Source organism: Streptomyces sp. NPDC024698 (genome assembly GCF_055559015.1).
Genome location: NZ_JBVHLK010000001.1, coordinates 764,608 through 783,080, shown reverse-complemented (window position 1 = coordinate 783,080; position 18,473 = coordinate 764,608). Strand labels below are relative to the sequence as shown.

At 72.2% G+C, this 18,473-nt stretch carries 13 protein-coding genes; 8 read left to right on the top strand and 5 right to left on the bottom strand.

Going from position 1 to position 18,473, the window contains the following annotated elements; translation table 11 throughout:
* The first annotated feature begins 27 nt into the window (after window positions 1-27).
* Window positions 28-900: an acyl-CoA thioesterase II gene (gene tesB / locus ACZ4AA_RS03340; RefSeq protein ID WP_467594425.1), complete on the top strand. Its 873-nt coding sequence runs from the start codon at window positions 28-30 to the stop codon at window positions 898-900.
* 22 nt (window positions 901-922) lie between these two features.
* A complete protein-coding gene (locus ACZ4AA_RS03335; protein ID WP_467594423.1) occupies window positions 923-1,894 on the top strand; it encodes a cation diffusion facilitator family transporter in 972 nt (323 codons plus the stop codon).
* A gap of 143 nt (window positions 1,895-2,037) precedes the next feature.
* On the opposite strand, the gene ACZ4AA_RS03330 is transcribed toward ACZ4AA_RS03335, so the two are convergent.
* Window positions 2,038-2,826 (bottom strand): phosphatase, encoded by a 789-nt coding sequence (locus ACZ4AA_RS03330; RefSeq protein WP_467594420.1) that lies wholly within the window; start codon window positions 2,824-2,826, stop codon window positions 2,038-2,040.
* 95 nt (window positions 2,827-2,921) lie between these two features.
* Window positions 2,922-4,535: a PucR family transcriptional regulator gene (locus tag ACZ4AA_RS03325; RefSeq protein WP_467594417.1), complete on the bottom strand. Its 1,614-nt coding sequence runs from the start codon at window positions 4,533-4,535 to the stop codon at window positions 2,922-2,924.
* A 185-nt stretch (window positions 4,536-4,720) separates the two neighbouring features.
* Here ACZ4AA_RS03325 and ACZ4AA_RS03320 point away from each other — a divergent pair, with 185 nt between their 5' ends.
* From ACZ4AA_RS03320 to ACZ4AA_RS03310, 3 genes are all read left to right on the top strand, one after another.
* Window positions 4,721-6,184: a sodium:solute symporter family protein gene (locus ACZ4AA_RS03320; protein ID WP_467594413.1), complete on the top strand. Its 1,464-nt coding sequence runs from the start codon at window positions 4,721-4,723 to the stop codon at window positions 6,182-6,184.
* A gap of 63 nt (window positions 6,185-6,247) precedes the next feature.
* Complete coding sequence (speB, locus tag ACZ4AA_RS03315) at window positions 6,248-7,216, top strand: agmatinase (protein ID WP_451884140.1); 969 nt, start codon at window positions 6,248-6,250, stop codon at window positions 7,214-7,216.
* Window positions 7,213-8,898 (top strand): thiamine pyrophosphate-binding protein, encoded by a 1,686-nt coding sequence (locus ACZ4AA_RS03310; protein WP_467594409.1) that lies wholly within the window; start codon window positions 7,213-7,215, stop codon window positions 8,896-8,898. Before speB ends, ACZ4AA_RS03310 begins: the two co-directional genes overlap by 4 nt.
* 43 nt (window positions 8,899-8,941) lie before the next feature.
* On the opposite strand, the gene ACZ4AA_RS03305 is transcribed toward ACZ4AA_RS03310, so the two are convergent.
* Together ACZ4AA_RS03305 and ACZ4AA_RS03300 are read right to left on the bottom strand one after the other, a co-directional pair.
* Window positions 8,942-9,745 (bottom strand): endonuclease I family protein, encoded by an 804-nt coding sequence (locus ACZ4AA_RS03305; protein WP_467594406.1) that lies wholly within the window; start codon window positions 9,743-9,745, stop codon window positions 8,942-8,944.
* Window positions 9,746-9,949: 204 nt separating this feature from the next.
* On the bottom strand, window positions 9,950-12,271 hold the full coding sequence (locus ACZ4AA_RS03300) for a glycosyltransferase family 39 protein (protein WP_467594401.1): 2,322 nt from the start codon (window positions 12,269-12,271) through the stop codon (window positions 9,950-9,952).
* A gap of 189 nt (window positions 12,272-12,460) precedes the next feature.
* Here ACZ4AA_RS03300 and ACZ4AA_RS03295 point away from each other — a divergent pair, with 189 nt between their 5' ends.
* Both ACZ4AA_RS03295 and ACZ4AA_RS03290 read left to right on the top strand, forming a co-directional pair.
* On the top strand, window positions 12,461-13,384 hold the full coding sequence (locus ACZ4AA_RS03295) for a serine hydrolase (RefSeq protein ID WP_467594398.1): 924 nt from the start codon (window positions 12,461-12,463) through the stop codon (window positions 13,382-13,384).
* Between the two features lie 179 nt (window positions 13,385-13,563).
* Window positions 13,564-17,292, top strand: a complete 3,729-nt coding sequence (locus ACZ4AA_RS03290) for an ABC transporter ATP-binding protein (protein WP_467594395.1) — start codon at window positions 13,564-13,566, stop codon at window positions 17,290-17,292.
* A 25-nt stretch (window positions 17,293-17,317) separates the two neighbouring features.
* Here the strand turns inward: ACZ4AA_RS03290 and ACZ4AA_RS03285 are convergent, their stop codons facing one another.
* Entirely contained in the window at window positions 17,318-17,818 is a 501-nt protein-coding gene (locus ACZ4AA_RS03285; protein ID WP_467594392.1) for a hypothetical protein, read from the bottom strand.
* Window positions 17,819-18,003: 185 nt separating this feature from the next.
* On the opposite strand from ACZ4AA_RS03285, the gene ACZ4AA_RS03280 reads away from it, so the two are divergent.
* Window positions 18,004-18,393 carry a hypothetical protein gene (locus tag ACZ4AA_RS03280; RefSeq protein WP_467594390.1) on the top strand — a complete coding sequence of 130 codons (390 nt, stop codon included), beginning with the start codon at window positions 18,004-18,006 and terminating at the stop codon, window positions 18,391-18,393.
* The last annotated feature ends 80 nt before the right edge of the window (window positions 18,394-18,473 follow it).

Here is an 18,473-nt window from a genome sequence, read left to right as displayed (position 1 = left end):
GAAAAGACTGCGCGGTACAACTGCCTTATGAGCGAGGCACTTCAGGATCTCCTCGATCTGCTCGATCTCGAGCGGATCGAGGAGAACATCTTCCGCGGCCGTTCCCGGTCCGCCGTCGTCCCACGGGTCTTCGGCGGACAGGTCGCGGCGCAGGCCCTCGTGGCCGCGGGGCGCACGGTCCCCGAGGACCGGCTCGCCCACTCCCTGCACGCGTACTTCCTGCGGATCGGCGACCCCGGGGCGCCCATCGTGTACTCCGTGGACCGCATCCGCGACGGCCGCTCCTTCACCACCCGCAGGGTGGTCGCGGTCCAGCACGGACAGCCGATCTTCCACCTCTCCGCGTCCTTCCAGGCGTACGAGGAGGGCATGGAGCACCAGGCCCCGATGCCGCCCGCGCCCGACCCGGAGAGGCTGCCCACGGCCGCCGAACTGCTTCCGCTGTACGCCGACGTCTTCACCGACCCCGAGGTCGTGGAGCGCATCCTGGAGGCCCGCGAGTCCGTCGACCTGCGCTATGTCGACCCGCCGCCGTACGCCACCGTCGGCGAGCCCCGCGAAGCGCGCTCCCAGGTGTGGTTCCGCACCAACGGCAAGCTCGCGGACGACCCTCTGCTGCACGTCGTCCTCGCCACCTATGTCTCGGACATGACGCTCCTCGACTCCATCCTGCTCGCGCACGGGCGCGGCGGCTGGGTCACCGGCGACGTCGTCGGCGCCTCGCTGGACCACGCGATGTGGTTCCACCGCCCCTTTCGCGCCGACGAATGGCTGCTCTACGACCAGGAGTCGCCCTCCGCGTCGGGCGGCCGTGGCCTCGGCCAGGCCCGGATCTACACCCAGGACGGTCGGCTGGCCATCTCGGTGATCCAGGAGGGCGTGGTCCGCGTTCCCCGGTAGCCGTTGCCGGTAAGACTGGGGCATGACCGACGCAGCGCAGGACAACGGCAGCGGCGAGAGTGTCTCCACGGTGATCGTCGCCGCCGCGGCCAACCTCGGGATCGCCCTGGCCAAGGCGGTCGCCGGTGTCATCAGCGGCTCCAGCGCGATGCTGTCGGAGGCCGCCCACTCCGTCGCCGACACCGTCACGGAACTGCTGCTGCTCACCGCGCTCAAACGCAGTGAGAAACCGGCCGACGAGGACCACCCCCTCGGCTACGGCCCCGAGCGCTACATCTGGGCGCTGCTCGCCGCCGTCGCCACCTTCGTCGGCGGCGCGGTCTTCTCGATCTACGACGGCATCCACTCCCTGGTCGCGGGGGAGGAGCCGGGCGACCCGCTCGTGTCGTACATCGTGCTGGCCGTCGCGTTCTGCCTGGAGGGCTTCTCCCTGCGGACCGGACTGCGGCAGGCGCGCGGTGAGGCCGCCCGCGTCGACGCACCCTTCCGTACCTACCTCCGGCGCACCCCCGACACCGCGGTCAAGGCCGTCGTCATGGAGGACTCGGCCGCGCTCGTCGGACTGGTGCTCGCCGCGGGCGGCCTGCTCGGCGGCCAGCTCACCGGCTCGGGCGTCTTCGACGGCATCGCCTCGCTGCTCATCGGACTCCTGCTGCTCTACGTCGCCTGGGTGCTCGGCCGTTCCAACGCCGAGCTGCTGATCGGACGGCCGCTGCCCAGGACCGTGCGGGAGCGGATCAGGGCGGAGCTGCTTGAGGTGGAGCACGTGGAGGCCGTACTGGAACTGATCACGCTCGTGCAGGGGCCGCGCGAGGCGCTCGTCGCCGCCAAGGTCGACTTCCGGGACGCCTCGACCGCCGCCCAGATCGAGTGGGCCTGCGAACGGGCCGAGGACCGGATCCGGTCGGTGTTCCCATCGGTGAGCCGGGTGTACCTGGACCCGACGCCCGGCTACGCGCAGCGGCGGTCCGAGGGGCTGAACCCCTGGCCGTGAACGGCCCGTCGGGACAGCCCGTCCAGGCGGTCCGTCGAGACGGTGCCGCGGTCTCCGGGGCGGGGTCCGGGGGCCCGTCCGCGCGGAGCGTGCCCCCGGGGCGGTCACCGGGTTCCCGACCCGGACCGTGGGCCGGGTGGGTCTCAGACCAGGCCCGCCTCTTTGAGCAGGTAGGCCGTCATCGGGTCGTAGTGGCGCGGGCTGAGGACGTGGTCGTCGAGCGGGACCACGACCTGGAGCGTGCCCTCGGACTCGGCGAGGAAGAGCGCCGGGTCGTTGCTGTCGGCGTAGCCCACGGAGTCCACCCCGTGCCGCCCCGCGTAGCCGGCCCAGCCGTGGTCGGCCACGACCAGATCGGGCAGCGGGCGGCCCTCCCGCTCCAGCGCGGTCAGGATCGCGCGCATCGGTTCGCCCGAATGGGTGTGCCACAGCGTGGCACCGTGCTCCAGGACCGCCACGTCCGCGAACTGCATGACGTAGCCCTCGTCCGTCTGGAGCCCGTCCGGGATCACCACGATCTCGCAGCCGGCGGCGCGCAGGGCGGCGGCCGTGGCCCGGTGCACGTCCAGCAGCCCGCCAGGGTGACCGGTCGCGAACAGCACCCGCTGCCGGTCCTCGGCCGCCTTGCGCAGCCGGGCCGCGAGACGGTCCAGCGCGTCCACGGTCAGCTCGGGGTCGATGGTGTCCTGGCCGTAGCGGTACTCGGGGTCGTCGTTCACCCCGGCCCGCTCCGCCATCACCGCGAGCACGTCCTGCTCGTCGTTCCACCGGTCGCCGAGTTCCAGGCCGAGCCACCAGTTGCGCTCGCCGTTCGCCAGCTTGCGGTAGTGGGACAGGTTGTTCTCGCGGGGGGTGGCGACATCGCCCGCGATACGGGTCTTCACGAGATGGTCGACGAGTTCGGCGCGGCTGGGCGTCCCGGGTATCGGCATAGCACCATTGTGCCGGTGCGCCGGGGCCCGGGGCGCGGCTGTCCCGGTCGCTGGGACGTGCGTCACTCGGGTGTTCGGGGCCGGGCGCGGTGCGATCAGTTCTCCCTGAGCGCGAACCACAACTCCATGCGTACGTCGGGGTCGTCGAGGTCGGTGTCCAGCAACGCGGCGCAGCGGGCGATGCGTTGGCGGACGGTGTTGCGGTGGACGGAGAGCGCCACCGCCGTACGGTCCCAACTGCCGTGCAGGGAGAGCCAGGTGCGCAGGGTCTCGGTCAGGGCGGGCGTCCCGGAGACGGGGGCGAGCAGGGCGTGGGCGTGGGCCTCGGCGTCCGCCGCGGGGACGAGGTCGGTGAGCGCGGGCCGGTCGCCGTGCCGGACCAGGGGCGCCCGGGTGGCACGGGCGCGGGCCAGCGCGCGGGCTGCCTGGGTGTCGGCCGCCACCCAGGCGTGCGGGCCGGCCGGCGCGCTCACCCCGCAGGTCCAGCCCGGCTGCGCGGCAGGCGCGCGGTCGCCGGGGACCAGGACGCGGACGACGTCCCCGCCCGCGTCCACCAGCGCGGAGCCCAGCGCGGCCGCCAGCGCGGACACGGAGACGGCGTCCGGCGCGGGGCCGTCCCCGGCGGGGCGCGCGTGCACGACCGTCCACCGCTCGCCGCCGAGCAGCGGAGCCACCGCCTCGGGCGCGGCTCCGAGCAGCAGCCGCACCAGGGCCGCCGCGTGCGCGGCCCCCGCGGCGCTCTGGTGCTCCCCGGTGAGGAGGGACAGCAGCACGGACGCGACGGAGGCGATCGTGTGGTCGCCGGGGTCGCGGCGGGGTGAGGCGACCCCGAGGACGAAGCCCTGCCCGCTGCCGAGGGCGTAGGCCGTGAGATGGACACCGCTGACGGTGTCGGTGGCGGAGGCGGGGGCGGGCCCCTGGGCCTCGCGGGGCCGCACGACCCCGGCCAGCTCGGCGAGCACGTCCTCGGGTGCCGGGCCGGGGCGGGGCGGCTCCGGCGGGTGGGCCGGCGGGACGGTTCCGGCGTGGGCCAGTTCCGTGCCCTCAGGGCCGTACAGCGCGGCCCAGCCGTTCACCCGGCGGGCCAGCTGCCGCAGGACCGCCGGGACCGGATCGGGGCGGGCGGCGGCCGCGGCGAGGCTCTGCTGGGCCTCGGTCACCCGGCGCAGCTCGGCCAGCCGGGCCTGGGCCATGAGCTGCCACACCGCGCGGGCGACCCCGGAGAACGTCGTCCGGGGCGGGACCTCCAGGAGGGGCAGCCCGTAGGTGTCGCAGGCCGCGATCAGCGAGGCCGGGACGGTGTCGTGGACCGGCGCCAGGCCGAAGCCCAGGGCCGCGCCGCCCGCCGCGACGATCCGGGAGACATAGCCGTCGAAGTAGCCGGCCCCGTCGTCGTCGCGGTCCGGGGCGACGGTGCCGGCCCGGCCGGGGGCGCCGCCGTCGGGGTCGTCCGCCGTCACGGGTACATGGACCCCGGCGGTGAGCAGCAGCTCGCCCCCCAGCAGGTACGGGTAGGGGTCGGCCATCTCCGAGGTGTGCGCCCAGTGGATCACCGTGTCGGGCTCAGCGGGCCCGGCGATCAGCCGCAGGCCCAGGTCCTCGCGGGCCAGTAGCGCCGACAGCGGCACCGGTGGGGTCGGGGGCACGGCCGGGGCGGACATGGCGGAGGCGGACGCGGCGGGGACGGACGGTGACGGTGAGCCCGGCATGGTGGACGGTTCCTCCATCCCGTACAGGTCGAATGGATGAAACGTACACTTCGCAGCCGCTTTCCGGCCACCTAGTGTCGGTCCCGACCGGCAGTCACGGGTACGGGCGGATGTCCCCGTGATCAGGTGCCGGCTCGTCCCCCACATCCCCGCACGACACGCCACCGAACGCCTGAAGGAGACCCATGGCCGTCGACTACACAGTGATCGTCGTCTATCTGGCCGGCATGCTGGGCATGGGCTGGTGGGGCATGCGCCGGGCCAAGTCCAAGAGCGACTTCCTGGTCGCCGGACGACGGCTCGGGCCCGTCATGTACTCCGGCACCATGGCCGCGATCGTCCTCGGCGGCGCGTCCACCATCGGCGGTGTCGGTCTCGGCTACCAGTACGGCTTCTCGGGCGCCTGGATGGTCTTCACCATCGGCCTCGGCCTGCTCGCCCTCTCCGTCTTCTTCTCCGCACGCATCGCGCGCCTGAAGGTCTACACCGTCTCCGAGATGCTCGACCTGCGCTACGGCGGCAGGGCCGGCCTCATCTCCGGCGTCGTCATGTGGGCGTACACCCTGATGCTCGCGGTCACCTCGACCATCGCGTACGCCACGATCTTCGACGTCCTCTTCGACATGAACCGGACGCTCGCGATCATCCTCGGCGGCTCGATCGTCGTCGCGTACTCGACGCTCGGCGGCATGTGGTCGATCACGCTCACCGACATGGTGCAGTTCGTGGTCAAGACGATCGGTGTGCTGCTCCTGCTGCTGCCGATCGCGGTGGTCAAGGCGGGCGGCTTCTCCGCGATGAAGGCCAAGCTGCCCACCGAGTACTTCGACCCGCTGGGCATCGGCGGCGAGACGATCTTCACCTATGTGCTGATCTACACGTTCGGCATGCTGATCGGGCAGGACATCTGGCAGCGCGTCTTCACCGCGCGCGACGACCGCACCGCCCGCTGGGGCGGCACCGTCGCCGGCACCTACTGCCTGGTCTACGCCCTCGCCGGCGCCGTCATCGGCACCGCGGCCAAGGTCATGTACCCGAAGCTGCCCAGCGCCGACACCGCCTTCGCGACCATCGTCAAGGACGAACTCCCGGTCGGTGTGCGCGGACTGGTGCTCGCCGCCGCCCTCGCCGCCGTGATGTCCACCTCCTCCGGCGCCCTGATCGCCTGTGCCACCGTCGCCAACAACGACATCTGGTCGCGGCTGCGCGGCGCCGTGAAGCGCGACGCGGGCGACGAGCACGACGAGGTCAAGGGCAACCGCGTCTTCATCCTGGTCATGGGCATCGCCGTGATCTGTACGGCGATCGCGATCGACAATGTCGTCGAGGCGCTGACCGTCGCGTACAACCTGCTCGTCGCCGGCCTGCTGGTGCCGATCCTCGGCGGACTGCTGTGGAAGCGCGGCACGGTCCACGGCGCGCTCGCCTCCGTCGTCGTCGGCGGTGTCGCGGTCATCGGCCTGATGGCGGCCTACGGCATCCTCGCGAACGAGCCCGTCTACTACGGACTGCTCCTCTCCCTGGCCGCGTACGTGATCGTCTCGCTGGTCACGCCGGCGACCGACGCCGCGGTACTGGCCACCTGGCGGGAGCGGCTCGCGGGCCGTGACGCCGAACCCCTGTCCGAACCGGTCCCGGTTCCCCAGTAGAGTCGTGTTACTTGTACTTAGTTGTACATACGCGACGAAGCGTAGGAAAGAAGGCAATCCCCCATGAGCAGCAACGAGACGCCCCGCGGCCCCGTCGACTCGTCCCGCGTCCCGCGGTACGCGGGCCCCGCGACCTTCGCCCGGCTGCCCCGCCTCGACGAGGTCGGCACCGCCGATGTCGCCGTCGTCGGTGTGCCGTTCGACTCCGGCGTCTCGTACCGGCCGGGCGCCCGCTTCGGCGGCAACGCCATCCGCGAGGCGTCCCGGCTGCTGCGCCCCTACAACCCGGCGCAGGACGCCTCCCCGTTCGCCCTCGCGCAGGTGGCGGACGCCGGTGACATCGCGGCGAACCCGTTCAACATCAACGAGGCCGTCGAGACGGTGGAGGCCGCCGCCGACGAACTGCTCGGCACCGGCGCCCGCCTGATGACGCTCGGCGGCGACCACACCATCGCGCTGCCGCTGCTGCGCTCCGTGGCGAAGAAGCACGGCCCGGTCGCGCTGCTCCACTTCGACGCGCACCTCGACACCTGGGACACCTACTTCGGCGCCGAGTACACCCACGGCACCCCGTTCCGCCGTGCCGTCGAGGAGGGCATCCTCGACACCTCGGCGCTCTCCCACGTCGGCACCCGCGGCCCGCTGTACGGCAAGCAGGACCTCACCGACGACGAGAAGATGGGCTTCGGCATCGTCACCTCGGCGGACATCTACCGCCGCGGCGCCGACGAGGTCGCCGACCAGCTGCGCCAGCGCATCGGCAACCGCCCGCTCTACATCTCCATCGACATCGACTGCCTCGACCCGGCGCACGCGCCCGGCACCGGCACCCCGGAGGCGGGCGGCATGACCTCCCGCGAGCTCCTGGAGATCCTGCGCGGACTGTCGTCCTGCAACCTGGTCTCCGCCGACGTCGTCGAGGTCGCCCCGGCCTACGACCACGCCGAGATCACCGCGGTGGCGGCGTCCCACACCGCGTACGAACTGACCACCATCATGTCCCGCCAGATCGCGGAGGCCCGAAACAAGTGACCCACGACCACGACCTGGTTCTCCGCCCGACGGCCGCCCAGACGGAGGCCGCGCTCAACCCGCCCCCCGGCCGCAACGGCGGAGACCTGGTCGTGGAGACCCTCTCCGGTCTCGGTGCGACGACTGTCTTCGGGCTGCCGGGCCAGCACGCGCTCGGCATGTTCGACGCGCTGCGCCGCTCCTCGCTGCGCTACATCGGTCTGCGCGTCGAGAACAACGCGGGATTCGCCGCGGACGCCTACGGCCGGATCACCGGCGAGGCGGCCCCGCTGCTGCTCTCCACCGGCCCCGGCGCGCTGACCTCGCTCGCCGCCCTCCAGGAGGCGCGGGCCGCCTCGGCGCCGGTGCTCGCCATCAGCAGCCAGATCCCGACCGCGGGACTCGGCGGCGGCCGGCACGGCTATCTCCATGAACTCCCCGACCAGCAGGCCTCGTTCAGGGGTGTCGTCAAGTCCGTCCACACGGTCCGTACGCAGTCGCAGATCCCCTCCGCCATCGCGGAGGCCTGGGAGTCCGCGCTGACCGCCCCGCACGGGCCGGTCTGGGTGGAGATCCCGCAGGACGTCCTGCTCGCCGAGACCCACCTGCCGCAGGTCACGGCGATGGACGCGACCCCCGAGGACGTCGTCCCGCGCCCCGAACTGACCGCGCTGGCAGCACACTTGCTGTCCTCGGCGGCCCGCCCCGCGATCATCGCGGGCGGCGGGGTCGTACGCTCGGACGCGTCCGGCAAGCTGAGGGCGCTCGCGGAGAGGCTGAACGCGCCGGTCGTCACCACGTTCGGCGGCAAGGGCGCCTTCCCCTGGACCCACCCGCTCTCGCTCCAGTCCTGGCTGGAGGACCGGCACACCACGGACTTCCTGGAGGACGCCGACGTCCTGCTGGTCGTCGGCTCCGGTCTCGGTGAACTGTCCTCCAACTACCACACGTTCGAGCCCCGCGGCCGGGTGATCCAGATCGAGGCGGACCTCGGCAAGCTGGAGTCCAACCACCCGGCGATCGGCATCCACGCGGACGCGCGCCTCGCGCTGTCCGCGCTCCTGGAGACGGTGGAGGAACGCCCCGACCCGGCCGCGGCGGAGCGGGTGAGCACGGTCCTCGCGCGGGTGGCGGACCGCATCGCCGCCCAGGAACTCACCCTGGAGCAGGACGTGCTGGCGTCCGTGCGCCGTGCCCTGCCGGCCACCTCGCCGTCCTTCTGGGACATGACGATCCTGGCGTACTGGGCGTGGTCGGCCTTCGACCCGCGCGGGAAGAACACCATGCACTCCGCACAGGGTGCGGGCGGCCTCGGCTACGGCTTCCCGGCGGCCCTCGGCGCGGCGGCGGCCGACCCCACCCGTCCGGTCCTCGCGGTCTCCGGCGACGGCGGCGCGCTGTACTCCATCGCCGAACTGGCCACGGCGAAGCAGTGCGGTCTCCCGGTCACCTGGCTCATCGTCGACGACGGCGGCTACGGCATCCTGCGGGAGTACATGAACGGCGCGTTCGGCCAGGCCACGGCGACGGAGCTGTCCCGCCCCGACTACGTGGCGCTGGCCGAGTCCTTCGGCGTCCCGGCGGTCCGTACGACCCCCGGGACGATGGAGAAGGACCTGGCCGAGGCGCTGGCCACTCCCGGCCCCTCGGTGGTCGTCCTCCCGGCCCTGCTGAGGATGTTCGCGCCGACCCACCTGGACTGAGAGCCGGCCCGCCCGATCCGGTGGCCGGACCTGACCGGACCGGCTACCAGATCGCCTCGACCCACTCCGGGTGGTCGATGAACGGGTTGCGGTTGTGCTGGTAGGTGTCGTAGATGACCTGGTTGCGCTTCTCCTCGAAGGCGCTCGGCGGGTCCTGCTCGTTCCACGCCTTGAGCACGGAGAGCTTGCCGATGTACGGGGCGCTGCCGTTGTTGACCTTCTCGTCGGGCTCCAGGTCGGCGAAGCCGTCGCCGCCGTCGTAGCGGACCGCCATGTAGAGGATCATGCGGGCCACGTCGCCCTTGTCGGCGTCGCGCGGCTCGAAGGAGTCGGAGTCGACCTTGCTGCCGCCGCCATTGGTGACCGCGCTGCCGCCGTTGTCGAAGTCCAGGTTGCCGCGGATGCTGTTGACCTGCACGTCCGCCGGACGCAGATGATGCAGGTCGGTGCCGGGACCGGTCACCTCGCCGAAGTCGCCGTGGGACTTGGCCCAGGTGTGCTCGCGGTTCCAGTCGCCGACGTCGCCGCCGTTGAGGGACTTGGCGCGCGAGACGCCGCTGTAGAGCAGGATCACGTTGTTGCTGTTGTTCGGGTCCTGGTCGGTGACCATCAGCGCGTTCCAGACGGCGGAGTACGAGATCTTGCTCTGGCTGCTGATGATGGTGTGCAGCGAGGACTTCAGGCTCGTGCCGGTCTTGCCGATCGCGTTCTTGTAGTACGTGCTGTCGTACGCGGTCGTGGTCGCGCTCGCGGGGGACGCGGTCATCGTCGGCAGGGTGAGGCCGACGAGAACCGCGGAGGTGCTCAGCGCCAGGGTCTTCCAGCGGCGTATGTGCGTGGCGGGCATCGTGGGGTGTCCGTTCTACGCGGGTTGAATGGAGCGGATAACCGGGAGGGTGACATGGGCATGAGGTTCGGCGGGTTAAGGAGAGGTGTTGGTTCTGTGTCGGGATTCAACAACTCGGTTGTTCTTCGCGGGACATGACGGAACGGACGGCCCCCGGCCAAAAGGGTCGGGGACCGTCCGTCGGGTTGCGCGGGGAACGCGCGATCAGCCGAGGTCGGAGGGGTCCAGGCGGTAGAGCGTCGAGGACCGGCCGCCGTTCTGCGCGGAGGACGCGGAGCCGGACGTGGTGCCGGGCGCGGACCCGGACGCGGAGCCGGACGTGGTGCCGGGCGCGGACCCGGTGGTCGGTCCGGACGTCGAAGTGGAGCCGGAGGAGGCGGACTTGTCGTACGCGCTCTCCTTCACCACCGTGCCGTTCCTCTCCACCCAGGCCGTGATCCGCGAGCTGAGCGTGTTGTTCCCGCCCATTCCGCCGCCGCCCATGCCGCCGCCGAGCTGGATGTAGTGCAACTCGCCCTTGCGCACGAGGTCCTTGAGCTTGGCGAGGGTCATGGCCCGGTCCGAACCGGTGAAGCCGAACATGGAGATGACGGGCTTGCCGGTGCTCACGATCAGCTGGGCCGCACTCTGTGAATCGGACACCGCCAGCAGCCACTCGGCGCCGCCCTGGTGCTTCTCCAGATAGGAGACCAGGGCGCTGTCGGCCGTGCCGCCCATGCCGCCTCCGCCGAAGCCGCGCGCGCCGCCCGTACCGCTCTGAGGCGGTTCGCCGCCGCCGGGCGCCTGGCCGCCGCCGGGGAACTCCCCGTTCGCGCCGCCCGGTTCACCCGTGCTCCGGCCGCCTCCGGGGACGCCGCCCTGGGGCAGTTCACCGTTCCCGCCCGGCGCCCGGCCGCCCCCGGGGAATCCTCCCCCGGGCAGTTCACCGGTGCCGCCCGGTGCCCGGCCGCCTCCCGGGAAGCCTCCCCGGCCGCCGCCGAAGCCACCGCCACCGGTGCTCGGACCCGCGGTCGGGTTGCTGCCGCCCATTCCGCCGCCACCCGCACCGCCGCCGGAGGCCAGCGGTTCGGCGGCCGCGTACGCGGCCGGACCGGCGAGCGCCGCGACGACCGCCGCGGCCACGGAGGCGGCGAACAGCCGGGCACGGTGTCCGGAGCGGGAGACGAACAGGCCCGCCACGGCCAGCGCCATGACCACCGCGACGGCCGGCCACAGCCAGCCGTTCCAGTCGGCGGCCCGGCGCAGCAGGACGACGGCCCAGATCGCGGTGACCGCGAGCCCGGCGGGCAGCACCCACCTCCAGCGGGCGTCCCCGCCGCGGAAGGCGCGCAGCAGCAGGACACCGCCCCCGCCGGTCAGCGCCGCGATGCCGGGCGCGAGCGCGGTCGTGTAGTAGGGGTGCATGGTTCCCTCGGCCATGCTGAACGTCAGGTGGTGCAGGACGGTCCAGCCGCCCCACAGCAGCAGCGCGGCGCGCGTCGGGTCGGTGCGCGGAGCGCGTCCGCACAGCACCAGGCCGCCCGCGAGCGCGATGCCGGCGAAGGGGAGCAGCCAGGAGATCTGGCCGCCGAGGACGTCGTTGAACATCCGGCCGAGGCCCGCGGTTCCGGAGAAGCCGCCGCCGCCCATGCCGCCCCCGCCGCCGTTGCCCTCGCCGCCCAGTACCCGGCCCAGGCCGTTGTAGCCCATGATCAGGTCCCAGGCCGAGCCGTCCGTCGAGCCGCCGATGTAGGGGCGGTCGGCGGCCGGTACGAGGGAGACGGCGGCCGCCCACCACAGGCTCGCGACGGCCAGCGCCACGGCGGCGAGCGCCAGATCGCGGACCTTCCTCGCCCAGCCGGGCCGGGAGGTGCAGACGTACACGGCGAAGACGGCCGGCAGGGCGATGTATCCCTGGAGCATCTTGGTGTTGAACGCGAGCCCGAAGCACACCGCCGAGCCGAGCAGCGCGAGCAGTCTGCCCTCGCGGGTGGCCCGCAGGCCCAGCGCCGCTCCCGCGACCATGAGCAGGACGAGGATGGTGTCCGGGTTGTTGTCGCGGTCGATGGCCACCGTGATCGGGGTGAGGGCGAGGACGAGAGCGGCGACGGCGGCGGCCGCGTGGCCGAAGTACCGCTTCACGCTCGCGTGCAGGATCCAGATCGTGCCGAGCGCGGCGGCGACCGTCGGCGCCATCATCTGCCAGGTCCCGAAGCCGAACACCCGGCAGGACAGACTCATGACCATGAGCGCGAACGGCGGCTTGTCGACGGTGATGAAGTTGCCCGCGTCGAGCGAGCCGAAGAACCAGGCCTTCCAGCTCTGGGTGCCGCTGAGCACCGCGGCGCTGTAGAAGCTGTTGAGATCGGCGGCCGACAGGTTCCAGGAGTACAGGACCGCGGCCAGGAGGAGGATCGCGAGCAGGGCGGGAAGCGACCAGCGGGGGGCGGCCGGCGCGCGCTCCGGGGACCCCGCCGGCGCGGGAACCGGTGGCGGCGCGGGGGGAGTCGCGGGGGCGTCGGGCGATGGGTCGGTGGCAGACGTCACCGTCGCACCCTGTCGCGCGCCGATGGGCGCGGACTGTGGCCCGCCTGGGGATGACCTGTGCGTTCGCGCTCCCGTGCTCGAACCTCCGTACCCAGAACACGCGTACAACTTTCGTACGCCCTCGTGAGTCATTCGATACGGGCGCGCCCGTGGCGCGCCCGTATCGCTTCAAGGGGATGGGAAGCCTCCATGACTCACCGGATATCCCGGGCTGCCCGTGTGCTCGCGACGAGCCTCGGCGCCGCGGTGATCGTGCCGATCGCGATCGCCGCGGCCCCGGCCGGCGCCGCGCCGGCGCCGACGGTCAGCTGTACGTCGGGCAAGGCGGGTCTGGCCGCCAAGCTCACGACGGACATCACCGCGGCGCTCGCCAACCGCAGGGGCACTGTCGCGATCGGCCTGTACGACCGCTCGACCAATACGACCTGCACGCTCCGCGCCACCACCTCGTTCGACTCGGCCAGCACGGTGAAGGTCACCGTCCTCGCCACGCTGCTGTGGGACGCGAAGAAGCACAACCGCTATCTGACGAGCACCGAGACCTCGCTCGCCACCAAGATGATCACCCAGTCGGACAACGCCTCGACGACCAAGCTGTGGAACCAGCTCGGCCTGACGAAGATCAAGGGCTTCCTGACCGCCGCGGGGATGACGAAGACCACACCGGGCACCGGCGGCTACTGGGGCCTGACGCAGATCAACGTCACCGACGAGCAGAAGCTGCTCAAGCTCGTCACCGCCAAGAACACGGTGCTGAGCGACGCCTCGCGCGCCTACATCCTGAAGCTCATGGGCCAGGTCGTCTCCTCGCAGCGCTGGGGGACACCGGCCGGAGCGCCCTCGACGGTCGCCGTGCACGTCAAGAACGGCTGGCTCTCGCGCTCCACGAACGCGTGGCGGGTGCACAGCCTCGGCACCTTCAACGGCGGCGGGCACGACTACATGATGTCGGTGCTCACCGTCGGGAGCAGCACCATGGACTACGGAGTGGCCACCATCCAGGGGGTCGCCAAGGTCATCCACAAGGACCTCGTGCCGACCGCCGCCGCCGCGCAGCGCTTCACGCCGACCTCGCAGCCCACGGAGGCCTTCCCGGCCGTCCCGGCGAGCTGACCGGGACCTTCCTCCCGCGTCGCGACGCCCGTACTCTCCCGTCCGCCCGCCCGGCCACCGTGCCGGGCGGGCGGACCGCTGTCGCGGGGACGGGCGGGCGAATTGTTGCGGAGGGATGAAATCCGCTTCGTTCGGTGTTGGAGCCTTCCGGCGGAGTGAGATCTACGGAAGGTGCCGGAGTGGCGACGGAACGGGGATGGGCGCGGCGACTCGCCGGGTACGCCTGGCGGTACCCGAAGGACGTGGTGCTCGCGCTCGGCTCCTCGCTGGGTGGCATGGCCCTGATGGCGGTGGTCCCGCTGATCACCAAGGTGATCATCGACGACGTCATCGGCGACCACAGCCGGGGCATGGCCCCCTGGGCGGGCGCGCTGCTCGGCGCCGCCGTCCTCGTCTACGCCCTCACCTTCGTCCGCCGCTACTACGGCGGCAGACTCGCCCTCGACGTCCAGCACGACCTGCGTACCGACATGTACGGGACGATCACCCGGCTCGACGGGCGGCGCCAGGACGAGCTGTCCACCGGCCAGGTCGTGGGCCGCGCGACCAGCGACCTCCAGCTGATCCAGGGCCTGCTCTTCATGCTCCCGATGACCATCGGGAACGTCCTGCTCTTCCTGATCTCCCTCGCGATCATGGCCGCGCTGTCCCTGCCGCTCACCCTGGTCGCGCTGGCCGTCGCCCCCGCCCTGTGGTTCGTCGCCAAGCGCAGCCGCTCCCGGCTGCACCCCGCCACCTGGTACTCCCAGGCGCAGGCCGCCGCCGTGGCCGGTGTCGTCGACGGCGCCGTCAGCGGCGTCCGCGTGGTGAAGGGCTTCGGCCAGGAGGAGCAGGAGACCGGCAAACTGCGCGAGGTCGGGCGCCGGCTGTTCGCCGGCCGGCTGCGGACCATCCGGCTCAACGCCAAGTACACCCCGGCCCTCCAGGCCGTGCCCGCCCTCGGCCAGGTCGCGATGCTCGCGCTCGGCGGCTGGCTCGCCGTGCGCGGCCAGATCACGCTGGGCACCTTCGTGGCGTTCTCCACCTACCTCGCGCAGCTCGTGGGACCCGTGCGGATGCTGGCCGTCGTGCTGACCGTCGGGCAGCAGGCCCGCGCGGGCGCCGAGCGCGTGCTGGAGCTCATCGACACCGAGCCGTCGATCAAGGACGGCACCAAGACCCTGCCGGCCGACGCGCCCGCCACCGTCGAGTTCGACGACGTGTCCTTCGGGTACACCGAGGACCGGCCCGTCCTGGACGGGCTGAGTTTCGAGATCCGGCCCGGCGAGACCCTCGCCGTCGTCGGCTCCTCCGGCTCGGGCAAGTCGACGGTCTCGCTGCTGCTGCCCCGCTTCTACGACGTGACGCACGGCGCCGTCCTCATCGGCGGGCACGACGTCCGCGAGCTGACGACCGAGTCCCTGCGCGCCGCGATCGGGCTCGTCCCCGAGGACTCCTTCCTCTTCTCCGACACCGTGCGCGCCAACATCGCCTACGGCCGCCCCGGCGCCACCCAGGACGAGATAGAGACCGCCGCCCGCGCCGCCCAGGCCCACCGTTTCATCGCCGAACTGCCCGGCGGCTACGACACCGAGGTCGGCGAGCAGGGCCTCACCCTCTCCGGAGGCCAGCGCCAGCGCGTCGCGCTCGCCCGCGCCATCCTCACCGACCCGCGGCTGCTCGTCCTCGACGACGCCACCTCCGCCGTCGACGCCCAGGTCGAGCACGAGATCCACGAGGCGCTCGCCCAGGTCATGCGGGGCCGCACCACCCTGCTGATCGCGCACCGTCGCTCCACCCTCAACCTCGCCGACCGCATCGCCGTCCTGGACGGCGGCAAGCTCGCCGACATCGGCACCCACGAGGAGCTCCAGGCCCGCTCCGCGCTCTACCGGCGGCTGCTCACCGACCCGGACGAGCTGGGCGGGGTCTCCCCCGGACACCTCCCGCCGGCCGCGCCGAGGGAGGACACCTCCGTACGCGCGGAGCTGGACGCCGAGTACGACGCCGAGCGCGGTGTGACACCGCGCCTGTGGACCGGTGACCGCGAACCCCGTGACAACGCGCTCGAAGGCATGCCCGCCACCCCCGGACTCCTCGCCCAGGTCGAGGCGCTGCCCCCGGCCACCGACGTCCCGGACGTCGACGAGGTCCGCGCGGTCACGCCCGAGGACTCCTACGGACTGCGCCGACTGCTGCGCGGCTTCGGCGCCCCGCTGCTCGTCAGCCTCGCGCTGGTCGCCGTCGACGCGGTGATGACCCTGCTGCTGCCGATCCTGATCCGGCACGGCATCGACCAGGGCGTCACCCGGCTCGCGCTGGGAGCGGTCTGGGCCGCCGCCGCCCTCGGGCTGGTCACCGTGCTCGTCCAGTGGGCCGCGCAGATCGGCGAGACCCGGAAGACCGGCCGCACCGGCGAGCGGGTCCTGTACGCGCTGCGCCTGAAGATCTTCGCGCAGCTCCAGCGCCTGGGACTCGACTACTACGAGCGTGAGCTCACCGGCCGCATCATGACCCGGATGACGACGGACGTCGACGCCCTGTCGACGTTCCTCCAGACCGGGCTCGTCACCGCGTTCGTCTCCGTCGTCACCTTCTTCGGCATCATGGCCGCCCTGCTGGTGATCGACGTACAGCTCGCGCTGGTCGTCTTCGTGACGCTGCCGCCCCTGGTCGTCGGCACGTTCTTCTTCCGCAGGGCGAGCGTGAAGGCGTACGAACTGGCCCGCGAGCGCGTGTCGGTGGTCAACGCCGACCTCCAGGAGTCGGTGTCCGGGCTGCGGATCCTCCAGGCGTTCCGGCGCGAGGAGACGAGCGGGCGGCGGTTCGCGGAGGGCAGCGACAGCTACCGCAGGGCGCGCATCCGCGGACAGTGGCTGATCTCCGTCTACTTCCCCTTCGTCCAGCTGCTGGCCTCGGGGGCGGCCGCGGCCGTGCTGGTCGTCGGCGCCCACCGGATCGAATCCGGCACGCTCACCACCGGCGCCCTGGTCGCCTACCTCCTGTACATCGACCTGTTCTTCGCGCCCGTGCAGCAGCTGTCCCAGGTGTTCGACGGCTACCAGCAGGCCACCGTCTCGCTCGGCCGCATCCAGGAACTGCTCCGCGAACCGGCCTCGACCCGGTCCGCCGTCCGGCCGCTGGACGTCACCTCGCTGCGCGGCGAGATCGCCTTCGAGGACGTCGGCTTCGCGTACGGCCGCGCGGACGGCGCCGAGGAGGCGCTCAGCGCGGTGTCGCTGCGCATCCCCGCCGGGCAGACGGTCGCCTTCGTCGGCGAGACCGGCGCGGGCAAGTCGACGCTCGTGAAGCTGGTCGCCCGGTTCTACGACCCGACGGCCGGGCGGGTGACGGTCGACGGCATGGATCTGCGCGACCTGGACATCACCACCTACCGGCACCGGCTCGGCGTCGTCCCCCAGGAGGCCTATCTCTTCCAGGGGACCGTCCGCGACGCCATCGCCTACGGGCGTCCCGGCGCCGGCGACGCCGAGGTGGAGGCCGCCGCCCGCGCGGTCGGAGCGCACGACATGATCGCCACGCTGGACGGCGGCTACCTCCACGAGGTCGCCGAGCGCGGCCGCAACCTCTCCGCCGGGCAGCGTCAGCTGATCGCGCTGGCCCGCGCCGAACTGGTCGACCCGGACGTGCTGTTGCTCGACGAGGCGACGGCGGCGCTCGACCTGGCGACCGAGGCCCTGGTCAACCAGGCCACCGACCGGCTGGCGGGCCGCCGCACGACGCTGGTGGTCGCCCACCGGCTGACGACGGCCGCCCGCGCTGACCGGGTCGTCGTGATGGACCACGGCCGGGTCGCCGAGGACGGCACCCACGAGGAACTGCTCCTCCTCGACGGCCGTTACGCGGCGCTCTGGCGGACCTTCGTGGGGTCCCCGGAACCCGAGGAGCCGGTCGGCTCCTCGGCCTGAGCCGTCTGCTCCTCGGCCTGAGCCGTCAGCTCCTCGGCTCGATGCCGGAGATCTTCTTGGTGGCCAGATCCGACTGCACCGTCAGATAGGTGTACGTCGGGTGCCGCGGGGAGCCCCAGGTCAGCCGGACCGTCGACCAGGTGTGCCCGGCGCCGCTGTCGCCCGCCGTCACCCTCCAGGCGCTCGGCACGTCCTGGGCGCGCAGCACCCCGTCGGCGTGCTGCCGGCGCTCCCAGCCGGTCAGTCGGGTGCGCAGGGCCGGAGTCAGATAGAAGGTCCGCAGCCGGGTGCTCAGGGTGCCGGAGCCCCCGTCGGTGACGGCGTCGACGTAGGCGCCGTAGAAGTCGGCCACGCGGTCGTAGGCGGGACCGTTGCTGCCGCTGCGGGCGGGCGGCGCCGCGGTGGAACTCGCGACGGCCGGCACCGAGGCGCCCGCGGCGATCAGCAGGGCCGCGGCGACGAGCGCGCGACCGGTCGTGAGCGATGACGTGAGGGACGACTTGAGGGGTGACTTGAGGTCGGACATGAGTAACCGCCTTTCGTTTCCTGCTTCGTTGGACCAAGGAGAAACAGGCACGGTTGTGTCCGAAAAGGAAAAAACCTCGCACGGGTGACGCGGGCCGGGCCGTGAAAGCCGTAGCGGTACGCAACCGTCCGCCGCGTGTTCCGCGTCCGTACACCAGTACGCTGATTGCTGCGGGAGGGACGACAGTGGACAGTGGTGCGATACGCCGACGCCTGGCGCTCGGCATGGCCGTGCTGGCCGCGGCCGGACTGCTCGCCTTGATGAGCCCGGGCAGCGCCCAGGCCGCCCCCGCCTTCTGCTCAGGACGCAAGGTCCGCACCCTGCCCTTCACGACCGGTTCCGTGCAGGTCTTCAAGCGCAGCGGCTATGTCTGCGCCGTGACCTTCCCCGGGCCGCGCGGAGCGCGCAAGCGGATGTCCGTCAGCGTGCAGGCGCGCGGCGGCCGACCGGTGAAGGACGCCGGGCACTTCGCGCATCACGCGGGCCCGGTGACCCTGTACGCGGGCCACCGCTGCGTGCGGATCACGGGCTCGGTCGGCTCGGGGTCGGTGAGCTCCGGCTGGATCCTGTGCTGAGTCGCGTATGACCCACGTATGACCCAAGACCACCTGGTGTCACGGGAGTTGCTCCGTTAGGTTCCGGCGGACAGCTGCGT

Coding starts and splice junctions, on each gene's coding strand:
- speB (WP_451884140.1), top strand. CDS start 6,248: ATGAGCAGCAACGAGACGCCCCGCGGCCCCGTCGACTCGTCCCGCGTC.
- ACZ4AA_RS03330 (WP_467594420.1), bottom strand. CDS start 2,826: ATGCCGATACCCGGGACGCCCAGCCGCGCCGAACTCGTCGACCATCTC.
- ACZ4AA_RS03285 (WP_467594392.1), bottom strand. CDS start 17,818: ATGTCCGACCTCAAGTCACCCCTCAAGTCGTCCCTCACGTCATCGCTC.
- ACZ4AA_RS03305 (WP_467594406.1), bottom strand. CDS start 9,745: ATGCCCGCCACGCACATACGCCGCTGGAAGACCCTGGCGCTGAGCACC.
- ACZ4AA_RS03325 (WP_467594417.1), bottom strand. CDS start 4,535: ATGCCGGGCTCACCGTCACCGTCCGTCCCCGCCGCGTCCGCCTCCGCC.
- ACZ4AA_RS03320 (WP_467594413.1), top strand. CDS start 4,721: ATGGCCGTCGACTACACAGTGATCGTCGTCTATCTGGCCGGCATGCTG.
- ACZ4AA_RS03295 (WP_467594398.1), top strand. CDS start 12,461: ATGACTCACCGGATATCCCGGGCTGCCCGTGTGCTCGCGACGAGCCTC.
- tesB (WP_467594425.1), top strand. CDS start 28: ATGAGCGAGGCACTTCAGGATCTCCTCGATCTGCTCGATCTCGAGCGG.
- ACZ4AA_RS03335 (WP_467594423.1), top strand. CDS start 923: ATGACCGACGCAGCGCAGGACAACGGCAGCGGCGAGAGTGTCTCCACG.